The sequence below is a fragment of the Verrucosispora sp. FIM060022 genome (assembly GCF_003977705.1).
Classification (GTDB): Bacteria; Actinomycetota; Actinomycetes; order Mycobacteriales; family Micromonosporaceae; genus Micromonospora; species Micromonospora gifhornensis.
Genome location: NZ_RQIV01000013.1, coordinates 82,009 through 97,294, shown reverse-complemented (window position 1 = coordinate 97,294; position 15,286 = coordinate 82,009). Strand labels below are relative to the sequence as shown.

Here is a 15,286-nt window from a genome sequence, read left to right as displayed (position 1 = left end):
GCGAGACACGCGAGGAGAAGCTCGTCGAGTACCTGAAGTGGGTCACCGGTGAGCTGCAGGAGACCAAGGCCCAACTCGCCAGGGCGAGGGCGGAACGCGAACCGATCGCGATCGTCTCGGCCGCCTGCCGGCTGCCCGGCGACGTCCACTCCCCAGAGGACCTGTGGCGCGTCGTGGCCGACGGTGTCGACGCCATCGGCGACGTCCCCACCGACCGGGGTTGGGCGGTGCACGAGGTGTACGCCGACGCGCCCGCGCACCGCCCGCTGGGCGGGTTCCTGTCCGACGCGGCCGGCTTCGACGCCGCGTTCTTCGGTATCGGCCCGCACGAGGCCACCGCCATGGACCCGCAGCACCGGCTGCTGCTGGAGTCGTCGTGGGAGGCGGTGGAGCGCGCCGGCATCGACCCGACCACCCTGCGCGGCAGCGCCACCGGGGTGTACGCGGGCCTGGTGTCGCAGAACTACGCCGCGTACGGCACCCCACCGGAGCTCAACGGCCACCTCATGACCGGCACGGCCACCAGCGTGGCGTCCGGCCGGATCGCCTATCTGCTGGGGCTGCGCGGCCCGGCGGTCACCCTGGACACCGCCTGCTCGTCGTCGCTGGTGGCCCTGCACCTGGCGGCGCAGGCGCTGCGCCGGGGCGAGTGCGATCTCGCGCTGGCCGGCGGGGCCACGGTCATGGCCACCCCGGCGTTGCTGGCGGAGTTCGTCACCCAGGGCGGGCTCTCGCCCGACGCCCGGTGCAAGGCGTTCGCGGCGGCGGCCGACGGAACGGGTTTCGCCGAGGGGGTCGGGGTGCTCGTGCTGGAACGCCTGGCCGACGCCCGGCGCCACCACCGGCGCGTGCTCGCGGTGCTGCGCGGCTCGGCGGTGAACCAGGACGGCGCGTCCAACGGGCTGACCGCGCCGAGCGGCCCCGCGCAGGAGGAGGTGATCCGCGCCGCGCTGGCCGACGCGGGCCTGCGACCGTCCGACGTGGACCATGTGGAGGCGCACGGCACCGGCACCCGGTTGGGCGACCCGATCGAGGCGGCGGCCCTGCTCGCCACCTACGGTCAGGACCGCGCCGAGCCGCTGTGGCTGGGTTCGGTGAAGTCCAACATCGGGCACACCCAGACCGCCGCCGGTGTGGCCGGGGTGATCAAGGTGATCGAAGCCCTGCGCCACGAGCGCCTGCCGCGCACCCTGCACGTCGACGAGCCCACTCCGCACGTCGACTGGGCGGCGGGGAAGGTGCGGCTGCTCACCGAGGAGCAGCCGTGGCCGCGCGGGAAACGCCGCCGGGTGGCGGGGGTGTCGTCGTTCGGCATCAGCGGCACCAACGCCCACGTGCTCATCGAGGAGGGCGACCCGGAGCCGCCGCCCACGCCGCCCACGCCCTCCGCCCGCCCGGTCGCCTGGCTGCTCGGCGCCAAGACCGACAGCGCGCTGCGCGCGCAGGCCGCGCGCCTGCGGGAACGGTTCGCCGTCGCGTCGCACGACCCGCTGGACGTGGCGGTCGCGCTGGCCACCACCCGCACCGCGTTCGACCGGCGGGCGGCCGTGGTGGCGGCCGACCACGACGGCCTGCTGCGCGGTCTCGACGCGCTGGCCGCCGGGGAGACGACACCGGGACGGGCGGTACGGGGACCCACCGCCTTCCTCTTCTCCGGGCAGGGCAGCCAGCGCGTCGGCATGGGTACCGAGCTGCGGCGGGTCTTCCCCGCCTTCCGCGACGCCTGGCGGGAGGTCGCCGACGAGGTCGACCGGCACCTGGACCAGCCCCTGGACCGCGTGCTGGCCGACGAGGACCTGCTGCTGCGCACCGAGTACGCCCAGCCCGCGTTGTTCACCCTGGAGGTGGCCCTGGTCCGCTTGCTGGGCGGCTGGGGTCTGCGGCCGGACCTGCTGCTCGGTCACTCGCTCGGCGAACTGGTCGCGGCGCACGTCGCGGGGGTCCTCGACCTGCCCGACGCCGTCGCGCTGGTCGCGGCGCGGGGTGCGGCCATGCAGGCGGCCCCGGCCGAGGGCGCAATGGTTGCGATCCGGGCCGCCGCCGACGAGGTACGGGCCAGCCTCGCCGGCCGCGAGCACGAGGTGTCCGTCGCGGCGGTGAACGGCCCCCGCTCGACAGTCGTCTCCGGCGACGCCGGTGCGGTGCAGGAGGTCGCGGCCCACTGGGCGGCCACCGGGCACCGGACGTCGCGACTGCGGGTCAGCCACGCCTTCCACAGCCCGCACCTGGACGGGGTGCTGGACGGGTTCCGCGCGGTCGCCGCCGGCGTACGCCACCACCCGCCGAGCATCCCGGTCGTGTCGAACCTGACCGGCACGGTCGTCGAGGCGTTCACCGCCGAGCACTGGGTGCGGCACGTGCGCCAGGAGGTCCGCTTCGCCGCCGGCGTGTCCGCGCTCACCTCGGCGGGCGTACGCCGTTTCGTGGAGGTCGGCCCGGACGCGGTGCTGGCTGCCCTGGCCGGCGAGAACGCCCCCGGGACACCCGTCGTGGCGACCCTGCGCCGCGACGAGTCCGAGGCGTTGACCGTCGTCCGGGCGCTGGCGGCGAGCCACGTCACCGGCGCTCGGGTGGACTGGCGGGCGTTCCACGACGAGCGGACGGCGGCGGTGCCGCTGCCCACGTACCCCTTCGAGCACCGCCGCTACTGGGTGTCCCCGCCGACCGGCCCGGCGCCCACCGCCCCGCCGCCGGTGGCCGACGAGCCGCCGCGGGAGTCGACGCCGCACGAGGAGCGGTTGCTCGACCTGGTCCGCACGCACGCGGCGGCGGTGCTGGGCCACGACACGCCGGAATCGGTGGGCCCGGACGACAACTTCGTGGAGATCGGGCTGTCGTCGTTCACCGCGCTGGAGGTGCGCAACCGGCTCTGCGAGGGCACCGGCCTGGAACTGTCGCCGCTGGCGCTGTTCGAACACCCCACCCCTGCCGCGCTGGCGGAGCACCTGCGGGCCGTACGGGCCGCGCGGACGTGAGCCCGCGGCCCGGGACGCGGCCGGGGCGGGCGACCAGCCCCGGCCGGGTCGGCGCGGCCCGCCGGGGCTCAGTCTGGCAGCGGCCCGACGGCCTCGCGCGCGGGCGGGTCGGCCGGGGCGTCGGTCGGTGTGGCGAAGGCCCGCAGGAACGTGTCCACCCCGGCGGTCACCGCGCGTTCCAGGTCGTCCGGGTTGATCGGGCGGGTGCCGAGCGCGGTCATCGCGGGCAGTTCGTCGGTGAGCAGGGCGACGAATTGGCGGGCGGCGCGGATCGGGTCCTCGATCGTCAGGTAGCCGGCGTTGGCCAGCCGTGCGAGCCGGCCCGCGAGCGCCTCGGTGGCCTGGTTCGGCCCGCTGTCGAGCACGACGTCGAACAGGTCGGGAAAGCGCGCGATCTCTGCGTGCAGCAGCCGGCGCAGCGCCGAGGACTGCTCGTCGACGAAGCATTCGGCCAGCCGCAGGCCGACGGTGTTGAGGTGGTCGCGCAGCTCCTGGGGGTCGGTGGGGAACGTCTGGAGAGCTGCGAGGGTCTTGGCGTTCGACCGCGCGGCGATCTCGGCGAGGACGTGCCGGAACAGGTTCTCCTTGCCGCCCAGGTGGTTGTAGATGGTCGGCTTCGCCACCCCGGCCTCGGCCGCGATGGTGTCCAGGCTGGCCTGGCCGTAGCCCTCGCGGGCGAACACGCGCAGGGCCGCGGCGATGATCGCCTGCCGCTTGTCCAACCTGCCGCGCGGTGCGTTTCGGGTGTCGCGCTCAGTCATTCGGCCATGTTACCGTGCAGTGCGCCGAACTGAACTGATCAGTTCAATCTATCGAACCGGCCCGACAAAAACCGGAGACGGCCATGACCCAATCCCCATCCGACCGCATCGACGGCCCACTGCTTCGCCTGCTCGGCGTCATGGTCCTCGGCGGGGTGATGTCCTACTTCGACGCCACGATCATCAACGTGAGCGTCGAGACGCTGACCGCCCACTTCGACGCCACACTGGGCACGATCTCGTGGGTCGCCACCGGTTACCTGCTCGCCGTGGCCGTCGCCATCCCGCTCGCCGGGTGGGCGGTGGCCCGCTTCGGCGCGCGCCGCGTGTGGCTGGCCGCGCTGACCCTCTTCCTGGTTGCCTCGGCGCTGTGCGCCCTGGCCTGGGACGTGGGCAGCCTGATCGCCTTCCGCGTGTTCCAGGGCTTCGCCGGCGGCCTGCTCGAACCCATCATGCTCACCGTGGTCGCCACGGCGGCCGGCCCGAGCCGGATGGGCCGCGCGATGGGCCTGATCTCCATCCCGATCACCCTGGGACCGGTGCTCGGCCCGATCATCGGCGGTCTGATCCTGCAGAACCTGACCTGGCAGTGGATCTTCCTGGTCAACGTGCCGATCGCGCTGCTGGCCATCGCCCTGGCGCTGCTGATCATGCGCGACGACCGGCCCGAGCCGGGCGCCGCGCCGCCGCTGGACCTGATCGGTGTCGCCCTGCTCTCCCCCGGCTTCGCCGCCCTGATCTACGCGCTGTCGCAGGCCGGCACGGCCGGGTTCGGTGCCACCCGGGTCATCGTCGGGCTCGCCGTGGGGGTGGTGCTGGTCGCCGCGTACGTGGCGCACGCGCTGCGTTCCGCACAGCCGCTCATCGACCTGCGCCTGTTCCGCAGCAGCGGCTTCACCTCCAGCGTGCTCACCATGTTCCTGCTCGGCGGCATGCTGTTCTCGCTGCTGTTCCTGCTGCCGCTGTTCTACCAGCAGGTGCGCGGGCAGGGCGTGCTCGCCGCCGGACTGCTGCTCGTACCGCTCGGGCTGGGCACGATGGTCGGCATGCCGGTGGCCGGCAAGCTCGCCGACACCTTCGGCCCCCGCCGGCTGGTACCGACCGGCGCCCTGCTGATCGCGCTCAGCGCCCTCGTCTACACCCAGGCCGGACCGGACACCTCGCAGGTCCTGCTCACCGCCGCCCAACTCGTGACCGGCTTCGGCCTCGGCCTCGTCGGCGCACCGACGATGGGCTCCGTCTACCGCACCGTCGCGCCCGAGGCGGTGGGCGGCGCGACCGGCACCCTGTTCATCCTCAACCAGATCGGCGCGTCGCTGGGCGTGGCGGTGGTCGCGCTCATCGTGCAGAGCGGCCTCACCGACGGCCGGACGCCCGCCGACTCCTTCGACCAAGCCTTCTGGTGGACCGTCGCCGGTGGCGTGATCGTCGCACTGGCCAGCAGGTTCCTGCCCGGACGCCCGCAGCCCGTCACCCCCACACCGGCCGATGCGGAGACCGCCGCGGCCTGACCCCCAAACCCGGGGCCGGTCGGCGCCCCCGAGTCGACCGGCCCCGTACCCACCCAGAGAGGCCCCGATGACCGACACACCGCCCGTATCCGTCCTCGACGTCGTTCCGGTCTGGAGCGGCTCCACGGCGACGCGCGCCCTGCGCGACTCCGTGCAGCTCGCCGTCGAGGTCGAGCGGCTCGGTTACACCCGCTACTGGGTGGCCGAGCACCACAACACCCCGTGCCTGGCCACCGCCACGCCTCCCGTCCTGGTCGGCGCCCTGCTGGCGGCCACCTCGACGCTGCGGGTGGGCTCCGGCGGGGTCCTGCTGCCCAACCACCCCCCGCTGGTGGTCGCCGAGCAGTTCGGCACCCTCGCCGCGCTGTACCCGGGCCGCGTCGACCTCGGGGTCGGTCGCGCCCCCGGCACCGACGCCGCCACGGCCCGTGCCCTGCGCCGGGCACCCGACGGCGCCGACCAGTTCCCGACGGAGCTCGCCGAGCTGATCGACCACTTCGGCCCGGCACCGCGTCCCCGGCAGATCACCGCCGTGGCCGCTGCCGAGTCCGAGGTACCGGTCTGGATCCTGGGCTCCAGCCCCGGCAGCGCCCGCCTGGCCGGCTCGCTCGGGCTGCCGTACGCGTTCGCCCACCAGATCAACCCGACCCTCACCGCCACCGCGCTGCAGCTCTACCGGAAGTCGTTCCGCCCCTCGGCACACCTCGCCGATCCGCACGCGATCCTGTCGGCCGTGGTCGTGGTCGGCGAGAACGACGAGCACGCCGAGCGGCTGATCGCGCCGTACCTGCTCGGTCAGATCGGGCACCGCACCGTCGGTCGACTGGACCCCTTTCCGAACGCGGCGCAGGCTCAGCAGCACTCGTACACCGACGCCGAACGCGCCTTCGTCGCCGAGCGGATCACCAGCCAGATAGTGGGCGGCCCCGAAACGGTGCGCGAGCGGGTCCAGCGGTTGCACGCGGAGACCGGCGCGAACGAGCTGATGGCGCTGACCATCCTGCCCGAGCTGGAGGACCGCGTGCGCTCTTACGCCCTGCTGGCCGACGCCGTCCGGGCCAGCATCGCCGTGTAGGCGCGCGACCTGCGGGTTTAGGCCAGCTTTAGGCGCGGCACCCACAGTGGCGGCGCACCACCGGACAGCCCTGAGGAGATTCCCGACGTGCGCACGACAACCCGCTCGACAGCCATTCTGCTGCTCCTGGTCGCCGCCACCGCGGCCTGCGGCACCTCCGCGGCCCAGACCGGCGACGCCCAGCCCACCACGGGCGGCGCCCTGACCTTCGCCACCGCCGTGGAACCGGACTGCCTCGACCCCGCGGTCAGCGCACGGGACGTCACCGGCGTCATCAACCGCAACATCTTCGACTCGCTCGTGCGGCAGGCCCCGGACGGGAGCTTCCACCCCTGGCTGGCCGAGCGGTGGGAGACGGCGCCGGACGGGCGGGCCTACACCTTCCACCTGCGATCGGGAGTACGGTTCCACGACGGCACCACCCTCGACGCCGCGGCGGTGAAGGCCACCCTGGACCACGCCGTCGATCCCGCCACCGAGTCCCGCTTCGCGGCGGGCCTGCTGGCCGCCTACCGCAGCGCCGAGGTCACCGACGCGTCCACCGTCACCGTCCGGCTGAGCCGTCCGGACGCCGCACTGCTCCAGACGCTGAGCACCCCCTACCTGGGCATCCAGTCCCCCCGGTCACTGCGGGAGAACAAGGACGGGCTCTGCGAACAGCCGATCGGTTCCGGGCCGTTCCGCTTCGTCCGGTGGGAGAAGAAGGTCGGCATCGACCTGAGTCGCTACCCCGACTACGCCTGGTCGCCGAGCGGGGCAACCCACCAGGGACCGGCCCGCCTGGACACGCTACGGATCACGTTCGTGGCAGAGGACAGCGTCCGGCTCGGGTCGCTGACCAGCGGTCAGGTGCAGGTCTCCGACGTGCCGGCGAGCAAGGCGCGCACGGTGCAGGGCAGCGCCCACCTGCTCAAGACCGAGGTCCCCGGGGCCCCGTACACCATCTTCCTGAACTCCTCCCGCGACGCGATCCTGGCCGACATCCGGGTCCGCCAGGCCCTGCGTCGGGCGGTGGACCTCGACCAGCTCGTCAAGAGCATCTACTTCGGGCAGAACCAGCGCGCGTGGAGCCCACTGACCCCGGCCACCCCGCTGTACGACGACTCGACCCGGGACGCGTTCACCTTCGACCAGGCCGAGGCGAACCGCCTGCTGGACGAGGCGGGGTGGACCCAGCGCGACAGCGCCGGTTACCGACTCAAGGACGGCCGTCGGCTCACCCTGCGCTGGCCGCACACCGCCGCGATGGAACGCGACCAACGGAACCTGATCGGGCAGGGCCTGCAGTCGCAGGCCAAGCAGGTGGGTATCGAGATCCAGTACACGCTGGTCGACCAGGGCACGATCGGCGACCTGATCGGCAAGCGGGCGCTGGACCTGTTCGACGTCAGCTTCACCCGCTCCGACCCGGACATCTTGCGCTACTTCTTCGGCACGAAGTCGACGCTCGCCGAGGGCGGCGGCAACATCTTCGGCCTCGACATCCCCGAGCTGGACAAGCTGCTCACCGACGGCGTGAGCACCCTCGACCCGGCACAGCGCCAGCGCATCTACAGCGACGCGCAGCGGTACGTGGTCGAGAACGCCGTCTCCCTGCCGGTCTACGTGCCCACCAGCCTGCTCGGGGTGGCCCGCCACGTACACGGCGTCGAATTCGGCGCGAACGCCACCCCGCTGTTCGCCGGTGCCTGGATCGCCGGATGAGTCCTGCCCTCCGGTGGCTGGCGCGCAAGCTGGCCCTGGCCGTCCTGGTCGTCCTCGGGGCCGCGACCGTGGCGTTCGCGGCGCTGCACCTCGCACCGGGCGACCCGGTCCGCGCGGTGATCGGCACGCTGGCCCCGAGCGACGACCTGGTGGCCCAGGTCCGCGCCGACCTCGACCTCGACAAGCCGCTGGCCACCCAGTACGCGCACATGCTGGGTGGCCTCGCGCGCGGCGACCTGGGTGAGTCCTACCAGCTGCGCCGCCCGGTCGTCGAGGTGATCGTGGCGGACCTCGGCTGGACCGTCCAGCTCGCGGTCGCCTCCCTGCTGCTCGCGCTGGTGGTGTCGACGGCACTCGCGGTCGCCACCGCCGGCCGGCGGCCCACCCTGCGCCGGGTCAGCATCCTGCTGGAACTCGTGACCGCCTCCAGCCCGACATTCTGGGTGGGCACCATCCTGCTCGCGGTGCTGTCGTTCCAGCTGCACCTCTTCCCCGCCGCCGGCGCCGGCGGTCTGGAAGGGCTCGTGCTGCCGGCCGTCACGCAGGCGATCGGGTTGGTCGGCATCTTCACCCAGGTGCTGCGGCAGAGCATGGAGCAGGCCCTCGACGAGCCCTTCGCGCTCAGCGCGCGGGCCCGAGGCACCACCGAGACGGCCCTGCGGCTGCGGCACGCCGCGCGGCACGCCCTCATCCCGGTGCTCACCCTGTCCGGTTGGATCCTGGGGGCGCTGCTCAGCGGCGCGGTCGTGGTGGAGACGCTGTTCAGCCGGCCGGGCCTCGGGCGCACGCTGGTCACCGCCATCCTCGGCCGCGACCTGCCGGTGGTGATCGGCGTGGTGGTGGTCGCCGCCGCGCTGTTCACCGTGATCAACCTGGTCGTCGACCTGCTGTACCGCGTCGTCGACCCCCGGCTGCGGGAGTGGGCGGCATGACGACCGTCCTCACCCCGGTCACCGCGCCGGTGGCCCGTGCCCGTCCCGCCCTGGTGCTGGCCTGGGTCGGGCTCGGGTTGCTCGCCCTGGCCGCCGCCTGGCCCGCGCTGCTCGCCACCGCCGCGCCGGACACGGTCGACCCCGCCTCGGCGCTCGCGCCGATCAGCCCGCACCACCCGTTCGGCACCGACCAGCTCGGGCGTGACGTCTACAGCCGGGTGGTGTACGGCACCCGCATGTCGCTGCTCATCGGGCTCGGCGCGACCACGCTGGCCGTGACCGTGGGCGCGCTGCTCGGGGTGCTGGCCGCCGCCGCCGGGCGAGCCGTCGACGAACTGTTCATGCGGATCACCGACATCCTGTTGGCGTTCCCGGGACTGCTGCTGGCGCTGCTGGTGATCGCCGTGCTCGGTCCGGGCGCGGTGAACACCACCATCGCCCTGGCCTGCGCCGCCGTACCCGGCTACGTGCGCCTGGCCCGGGGGCAGGCGCTGGTGGTCCGCCGGTCGGGCTACGTGTCGGCGGCGGTGGTGATGGGCCGGTCCCGGGTCGGGATCTTCTTCGGTCACGTGCTGCCGAACGCGCTGCCGCCGGTGCTCGCCTTCGCGGCGGTGGACGTCGGTACGGCGCTGATGGCCAGCGCCTCGCTGAGCTTCCTCGGCCTGGGCGCGCAGCCACCCGCGCCGGAGTGGGGCTCGATGCTCGCCGAGGGACGGGACTACCTGGACAGCGCCTGGGGGCTGACGGTGTTTCCCGGCCTGGTGGTCACCGCCGCGGTGATCGCCTGCTACGTCGTCGGCGCCGACCTGCGCGCCCGGTTCGAGGGACGGGGCACCGGTGGACGATGAGGTCGTGTCCGTCGCCGGGCTGCACGTGACGTACCGCGTCGGCCGCGCCGAGGTGTTCGCCGTGCGCGGGGTGGACTTCCACCTGCGCGCCGGGGAGTGCCTGGCCATCGTGGGCGAATCCGGGTCGGGCAAGAGCACGGTGGCTCGCGCGTTGGTCGGCCTCGCCGGACCCGGCGCACGGCTGCGCAGCGACCGGCTCGTGGTGTCCGGCCAGGAACTCAGCAGGCTGGGCGACCGCGAGTGGCGGCGGATACGCGGCGCCCAGGTGGGGCTGGTGTTGCAGGACGCGCTCACCGCGCTGGATCCACTGCGTACCGTCGGCGCCGAGGTCGCCGAGGCGGCGCGCAACCACGGTCTGGTCCGTCGGGGTGAGGTGGCGCGACGGGTCCACCGACTGCTCACCGACGTCCAGGTGCCGCAGCCCGAGCTGCGTGCCCGGCAGTACCCGCAGCAGCTCTCCGGTGGTCTGCGCCAACGCGCGCTGATCGCCGCCGCGATGGCCGCGGATCCGCCGGTGCTGGTGGCCGACGAGCCCACCACCGCGCTGGACGTCACCCTGCAGGCCAAGCTGCTTGACCTGCTGGCGGCACGCAAGGCAGCCGGTACCGCCGTGCTGCTGATCAGTCACGACCTGTCCGTGGTGGCCCGGCTCGCCGACCGGGTCGCGGTGATGCGCGACGGAGAGTTCGTGGAGACCGGCTGCACGACCGACGTGCTGCGCGCGCCGGAGCACCCGTACACCCGGCAGTTGCTCGCGGCCACACCCTCCGCGCACGCCCGCGGCGCCCGACTGGCCGGGCCGCGCAGCACACCGGCGCGAACCCGTACGCTGCGTCCGTCCGGTGTCCTGGCGCGGGTCCGGGAGGTCTCCAAGACGTTCCGCGGGCCGGGCGGGGCACGGCTCGCGGCCGTGTCGGAGGTGTCGTTCTCACTTTCGGCCGGTGAGATCCTCGGCGTGGTCGGCGAGTCGGGCTCGGGCAAGAGCACCCTCGCGCATCTGCTGCTCGGGCTCCTCGAACCGGACACCGGCACCATCGAGCTGTTCGGGCAGCCCTGGTCGGGGGTGCCGGAGGCGCGGCGGCAGCGGGGCCGCGTGCAGTGGGTGCAGCAGGACCCGCTCGGCTCGTTCGACCCGCGCTACCGGGTGGGACGGCTGATCGCCGAGGCGGGGGTCGACCGGGCCCGGGTCCGCGAGCTGCTCGACCAGGTCGGTCTCGACCCGGCCATGGCCGACCGGCACCCGCGCACATTGTCCGGCGGGCAGCGGCAGCGGGTCGCCATCGCCCGCGCGCTCGCCCGCGACCCGGAGGTCATCGTGTGCGACGAACCGGTCTCCGCGCTGGACGTCTCGGTGCAGGCACAGATCCTGGACCTCTTCGCCGACATCCGCGCCGACCTGGGTACCGCGCTGGTGCTGATCAGCCACGACCTCGCGGTGGTGCACCACGTGGCGGACCGGGTCCTGGTGATGCGGGCCGGGACGGTCGTGGAGAGCGGGCCGGTGACCGAGGTCTTCGCCCGGCCGACGCACCCCTACACCGCGCAGCTCATCGCCGCTCTCCCCCGGCCGGGGGACGCCTACGCCGCCCACCCCGAAGGAGTCGCATGATCGAGATCCCGTCTGCGGCGACCGCGTCGCCGCAGTATCCGCAGCGGCGCGCCTGCCCCTATCGTCCGGGAGGGGGTTACGAGCGGCCGGTGACCCGCGTGCGGCTGTACGACGGTCGGCCGGCGTGGCTGGTCACCGGCCACGAGACGGCACGGCAGGTGCTGCTGGACGCCGCGACCTTCTCCTCCGACCGGCAGCACCCCGCGTTCCCGGCGCTCGCCGCGCGGTTCGAGGCCGCCCGCGCGGTCCGCAACTTCATCGGGATGGACCCGCCCGAGCACACGGCGCAGCGGCGCATGCTCATCTCCGGTTTCACCGCCAAGCGAGTGGCCACACTCCGGCCGGCCATCACCGAGATCGTTGACTCCCTCCTCGACGAGGTGGTTCGGCGCGGGCCCGGAGTGGACCTCGTTGCGACCTTCACGCTCCCGGTGCCGTCGGTCGTGATCTGCCGCCTGCTCGGCGTCCCGTACGCCGACCACGAGTTCTTCGAGCACCAGTCCCGGCGCATCGCGGCGGGCACCTCGACGGCCGCCGAGAGCGCGGACGCCTTCGGCCAGCTGAAGCGCTATCTGCTCGGTCTGATCGAAACGAAGGGCAGAGGCGGCGAGGACATGCTCGACGTGCTCGTCGACGAGCAGGTGGCCACCGGCACGGTCACGACCCCTGACCTGGTCGACCTGGCACTGTTGCTGCTCGTGGCGGGGCACGAGACCACGGCCAGCACGTTGGCGCTCGGAGTGGCTCTCCTGCTGGAGCAGGACGCCGGCGCCGTCGCCGCCGACCCGACGCGGGTCGGCGCGGTGGTGGAGGAGATCCTGCGGCACACCGCCGTGGCCGACGGCGTGGCCCGCTTCGCCACCCGCGACACCGAGGTGGCCGGCGTCCGGATCGCCGCCGGCGACGCGGTGGTGGTCGCTCTCGCGGCGGCCAACCGGGACCCGGGCCCGTTCCCCGACCCGGACCGCTTCGACCCTCGTCGTGGCGGTCGCCAGCACGTGACCTTCGGGCACGGCCCCCACCAGTGCATCGGTGCGAACCTGGCCCGCGCCGAGTTGGAGATCGCCCTGTCCCGTCTGTTCACGCGGCTGCCGACGCTGGCGCTCGCGGTGCCCGTCGAGGAGCTGGGCGGCAAGGAGGCGGGGGGTGTGCAGGGTGTCCAACGCCTTCCGGTCACCTGGTGACCCGGTCCACGTCAACGTCGACGCGGCACGGTGCGTCGGCGCCGGGCAGTGCGTGCGGACCGACCCGACGGTCTTCGGCCAGTCCGACGAGGGCACCGTCCGGCTGTTGCGCGGCAGCCTCCCCGGCTCCCTGCGGTCCGTGGTGACCGAGGCGGCGGCGCTGTGCCCGGCCCAGGCGATCACCGTGACCGGCACGGCCGATCCGCCCCACTGATCAGCGCATTCCCGGCCGCCCCGTGCCGTCCGGGGGCGCGCTGGTCACCGCGCGGTGCAGCGCCGCCGCGAACCGGTCGACGACCTCGCAGAGCGCGTCGGCGGCAGCCGGCGCGACGACAAGTGTGCCGTCGTCGCCGACGACCAGGTCGGTGTCGAGGGTGAACCAGCCGGGCAGGACGTGCCCCGCGCCCATCGCGGTCAGGACGGGACGCAGCGCGTAGTCGATGGCCAGCACATGGGCCCTGCTGCCACCGGTGGCCAGCGGCAGCACCGTCTTGCCCGCCAGGGCGTACTGCGGCAGCAGGTCGAACAGGCACTTCAACAGGCCGGAGTAGGCGGCTTTGTAGATCGGTGTGCCGATCACCAGCCCGTCGGCCTCCGCGATCAGCGCCGCCACGCCGGTGATCGCCGGGTGGCGTGGGTCGGCGCCGACCAGCACGTGCGCGGGCAGGGTCCGCACGTCCAGCGGGATCACCTCGTGCCCGTCGGCGACCAACTGCCGGTCGAGGTGACGAAGCAGGCCAGCGGTACGCGAGGTCGCCGACGGGCTGCCGGAGACGGAGAGCACGGTGGGCATGCCAGACCTCTCGTGATTGCCGGTTCCTGCGATCCTCGCCCAGCCGGCGTGAGCGCACATCCGAGAAACCACGTACGTCCGCGTGCTTGGTGTCGCTTTACCGGGGTGAGCCACGATGACGCCCATGGGGCGGACAGCGCGGGCGGGCACGCAACGATCGACCGGTTACCTGGACCGGACGCCGGATCCGGCGGACCGGGTGCGGCTGTTCTGTTTCCACCACGCCGGCGCCGCAGCGTCCACCTTCGCCGGCTGGGCGGAGGCGTTGCAGCCACGGGTCGCGGTCTACCCGGTGCAGCTGCCCGGCCGGGAGAACCGCGTGCGGGAGGCGCCCATCACCGATTTCGGCCGTCTGCTCGACGCCGTCGTGGACGCTGTCGAGCCGTCACTGGAACGTCCGTACGCTCTCTATGGACACAGCATGGGTGCGGCCCTGGCCGCCGCGGTGGCCCGACGGCAGGTCGAGCGGGGACGACCGCCGGTGGCGTTGTTCGTCGGCGGCTACCCGGACCCGCGCTGCGGGCCACCGCTCGCGGTGTCGGCGCTGTCCGACGACGAGGTCGCCGACCTGCTGGTGCGCATCGGGGGCATGTCCGAGGTGGTACGCCGGTATCCCGCGTGGGTGCGGACGGCGGTCCGGCTGCTGCGCGGCGACCTCGCGGCCCTGCACTCCCAGCCTCCGACCGGGCCCGATCCGGTGCCGGTGCCGGTGCGCGCCTACGTCGGCGACTCCGATCCGCTGGTGGGGCGCGCCGACGCGGTCGGGTGGGCGGCGTACACCTCGTCGTCGTTCCGGCTGCGGGTGCTGCCCGGCGGTCACCTGTTCCACCTCCGGTCGGGCGATCGGCTCCGGGCGGACATCGCGGCCTGCCTGGGCGAGCTGACCTCGCTGCCGGGCGGCAGGCCCGACGGTGGGGCGTCAGTCGATGTCGAGGACCGCCTTGCCGGCCACGCGGCGGCCGAGCAGCGCCTCGATCGCGTCGTCGACGCGCTTCCAGGAGTCCCGCCAGCCGACCGGTAGGGAGATGTCCCCGGCGGCCACGAAGGCCAGGAGGGTAGCCAGGTCGGCTCCGGGGCGGGAGGTGTCACCGAAGGACTGCAGACGCCGGGGTTCGCCCAATGCGAAGGTCGAGTTGGGCGCGAAGACGGCCGCCGCACCCGACGCCCAGCCGATGCTCTGGCAGATCCCGCCCGGCTTGAGCAGCGACCACGCGCGGGTGAGGTGGTCACCACCGACTGTCTCCACCACCACGTCGACCGGCTCGTGGACGTCGTCCAGCCCGACCACCACCTCGGCTGCGCCCAGGTCGCGCAGCCCCTCCCCCCGCGCCGGCGAGCCGACCGACGCCACCACCGTGGCTCCGCCGAGGCGGGCGAGTTGGACCGCCAGCCGTCCGACGCCTCCGGACGCGCCGGTGACCAGCACCCGACGGCCCAGCAGTGGGCCGGCGCCTCGCAGGGTCCGCAGGGCGGTGAGGCCCACCATCGGCAGGGCCGCCGTGGCGGCGAGATCGAGCCCGTCGGGGATCCGCGCCACGCTGTCGACGTCGAAGACGGCACGTTCGGCCCACGTTCCCGGACCGAAGGCGACCACCCGGTCGCCGACGGCCGGACCGCTGCCGTCCTCGGCGGCTCGCACGACGTAACCCGCGGCGTCGTAACCGAGCACCGTGCCGGCGGGCATCCCGGCACGGAAGCGGGCCTCGCCGAAGTTCACCGAGGACTGTCTCACCTCGACGAGCAACTGGCCGGGTGCCGGGACCGGCTCGGGCACCTCGGCCAAGCGGTGTCCCTCGGCGGTGTCGGGGGCGGCGATCAGGGCTTGCACGGTACGACCTCCAGAAACACGATCCGGACCAGCGGCCCGGTTGTCCCCGCTACCGTAAGTCCGACT

General features: G+C 73.6%; 12 protein-coding genes and 1 pseudogene. 10 read left to right on the top strand and 3 right to left on the bottom strand.

The features are described 5' to 3' along the window. Window positions 1-14: 14 nt before the first annotated feature. A pseudogene (locus EG812_RS26340) lies at window positions 15-2,975 on the top strand (type I polyketide synthase); the annotation flags it as partial. A gap of 68 nt (window positions 2,976-3,043) precedes the next feature. Here EG812_RS26340 and EG812_RS26335 read toward each other — a convergent pair. Continuing rightward, the gene (locus EG812_RS26335) at window positions 3,044-3,736 is read right to left on the bottom strand and encodes a TetR/AcrR family transcriptional regulator (RefSeq protein ID WP_126713146.1); all 693 of its coding nucleotides are present in this window, start codon (window positions 3,734-3,736) and stop codon (window positions 3,044-3,046) included. A gap of 83 nt (window positions 3,737-3,819) precedes the next feature. On the opposite strand from EG812_RS26335, the gene EG812_RS26330 reads away from it, so the two are divergent. From EG812_RS26330 to EG812_RS26295, 8 genes are all read left to right on the top strand, one after another. Beyond that, entirely contained in the window at window positions 3,820-5,247 is a 1,428-nt protein-coding gene (locus EG812_RS26330) for a DHA2 family efflux MFS transporter permease subunit (RefSeq protein WP_013733049.1), read from the top strand. Between the two features lie 67 nt (window positions 5,248-5,314). After that, window positions 5,315-6,322, top strand: coding sequence for an LLM class flavin-dependent oxidoreductase (locus EG812_RS26325; RefSeq protein ID WP_013733048.1), 1,008 nt, complete (start codon window positions 5,315-5,317; stop codon window positions 6,320-6,322). Window positions 6,323-6,409: 87 nt separating this feature from the next. Then, a complete protein-coding gene (locus EG812_RS26320; protein ID WP_013733047.1) occupies window positions 6,410-8,026 on the top strand; it encodes an ABC transporter substrate-binding protein in 1,617 nt (538 codons plus the stop codon). After that, window positions 8,023-8,958 (top strand): ABC transporter permease, encoded by a 936-nt coding sequence (locus EG812_RS26315; protein WP_013733046.1) that lies wholly within the window; start codon window positions 8,023-8,025, stop codon window positions 8,956-8,958. Before EG812_RS26320 ends, EG812_RS26315 begins: the two co-directional genes overlap by 4 nt. Next, window positions 8,955-9,806 (top strand): ABC transporter permease, encoded by an 852-nt coding sequence (locus EG812_RS26310; protein WP_233579644.1) that lies wholly within the window; start codon window positions 8,955-8,957, stop codon window positions 9,804-9,806. Before EG812_RS26315 ends, EG812_RS26310 begins: the two co-directional genes overlap by 4 nt. Continuing rightward, entirely contained in the window at window positions 9,796-11,415 is a 1,620-nt protein-coding gene (locus EG812_RS26305; protein ID WP_126713144.1) for a dipeptide ABC transporter ATP-binding protein, read from the top strand. The genes EG812_RS26310 and EG812_RS26305 overlap by 11 nt, the downstream gene beginning before the upstream one ends. 89 nt (window positions 11,416-11,504) lie before the next feature. Further along, window positions 11,505-12,599: a cytochrome P450 gene (locus EG812_RS26300; protein ID WP_233579643.1), complete on the top strand. Its 1,095-nt coding sequence runs from the start codon at window positions 11,505-11,507 to the stop codon at window positions 12,597-12,599. Beyond that, entirely contained in the window at window positions 12,571-12,813 is a 243-nt protein-coding gene (locus EG812_RS26295) for a ferredoxin (RefSeq protein WP_126713142.1), read from the top strand. The genes EG812_RS26300 and EG812_RS26295 overlap by 29 nt, the downstream gene beginning before the upstream one ends. Here EG812_RS26295 and ssuE read toward each other — a convergent pair whose 3' ends face one another. Then, window positions 12,814-13,392, bottom strand: coding sequence for an NADPH-dependent FMN reductase (ssuE, locus tag EG812_RS26290; RefSeq protein WP_126713141.1), 579 nt, complete (start codon window positions 13,390-13,392; stop codon window positions 12,814-12,816). Between the two features lie 124 nt (window positions 13,393-13,516). Between ssuE and EG812_RS26285 the strand changes: the two genes are divergently transcribed. Further along, a complete protein-coding gene (locus EG812_RS26285; protein WP_013733040.1) occupies window positions 13,517-14,413 on the top strand; it encodes a thioesterase II family protein in 897 nt (298 codons plus the stop codon). Here EG812_RS26285 and EG812_RS26280 read toward each other — a convergent pair. Beyond that, on the bottom strand, window positions 14,312-15,220 hold the full coding sequence (locus tag EG812_RS26280; protein WP_126713140.1) for a zinc-binding dehydrogenase: 909 nt from the start codon (window positions 15,218-15,220) through the stop codon (window positions 14,312-14,314). The two genes, EG812_RS26285 and EG812_RS26280, sit on opposite strands and share 102 nt — an antisense overlap. Window positions 15,221-15,286: the final 66 nt, after the last annotated feature.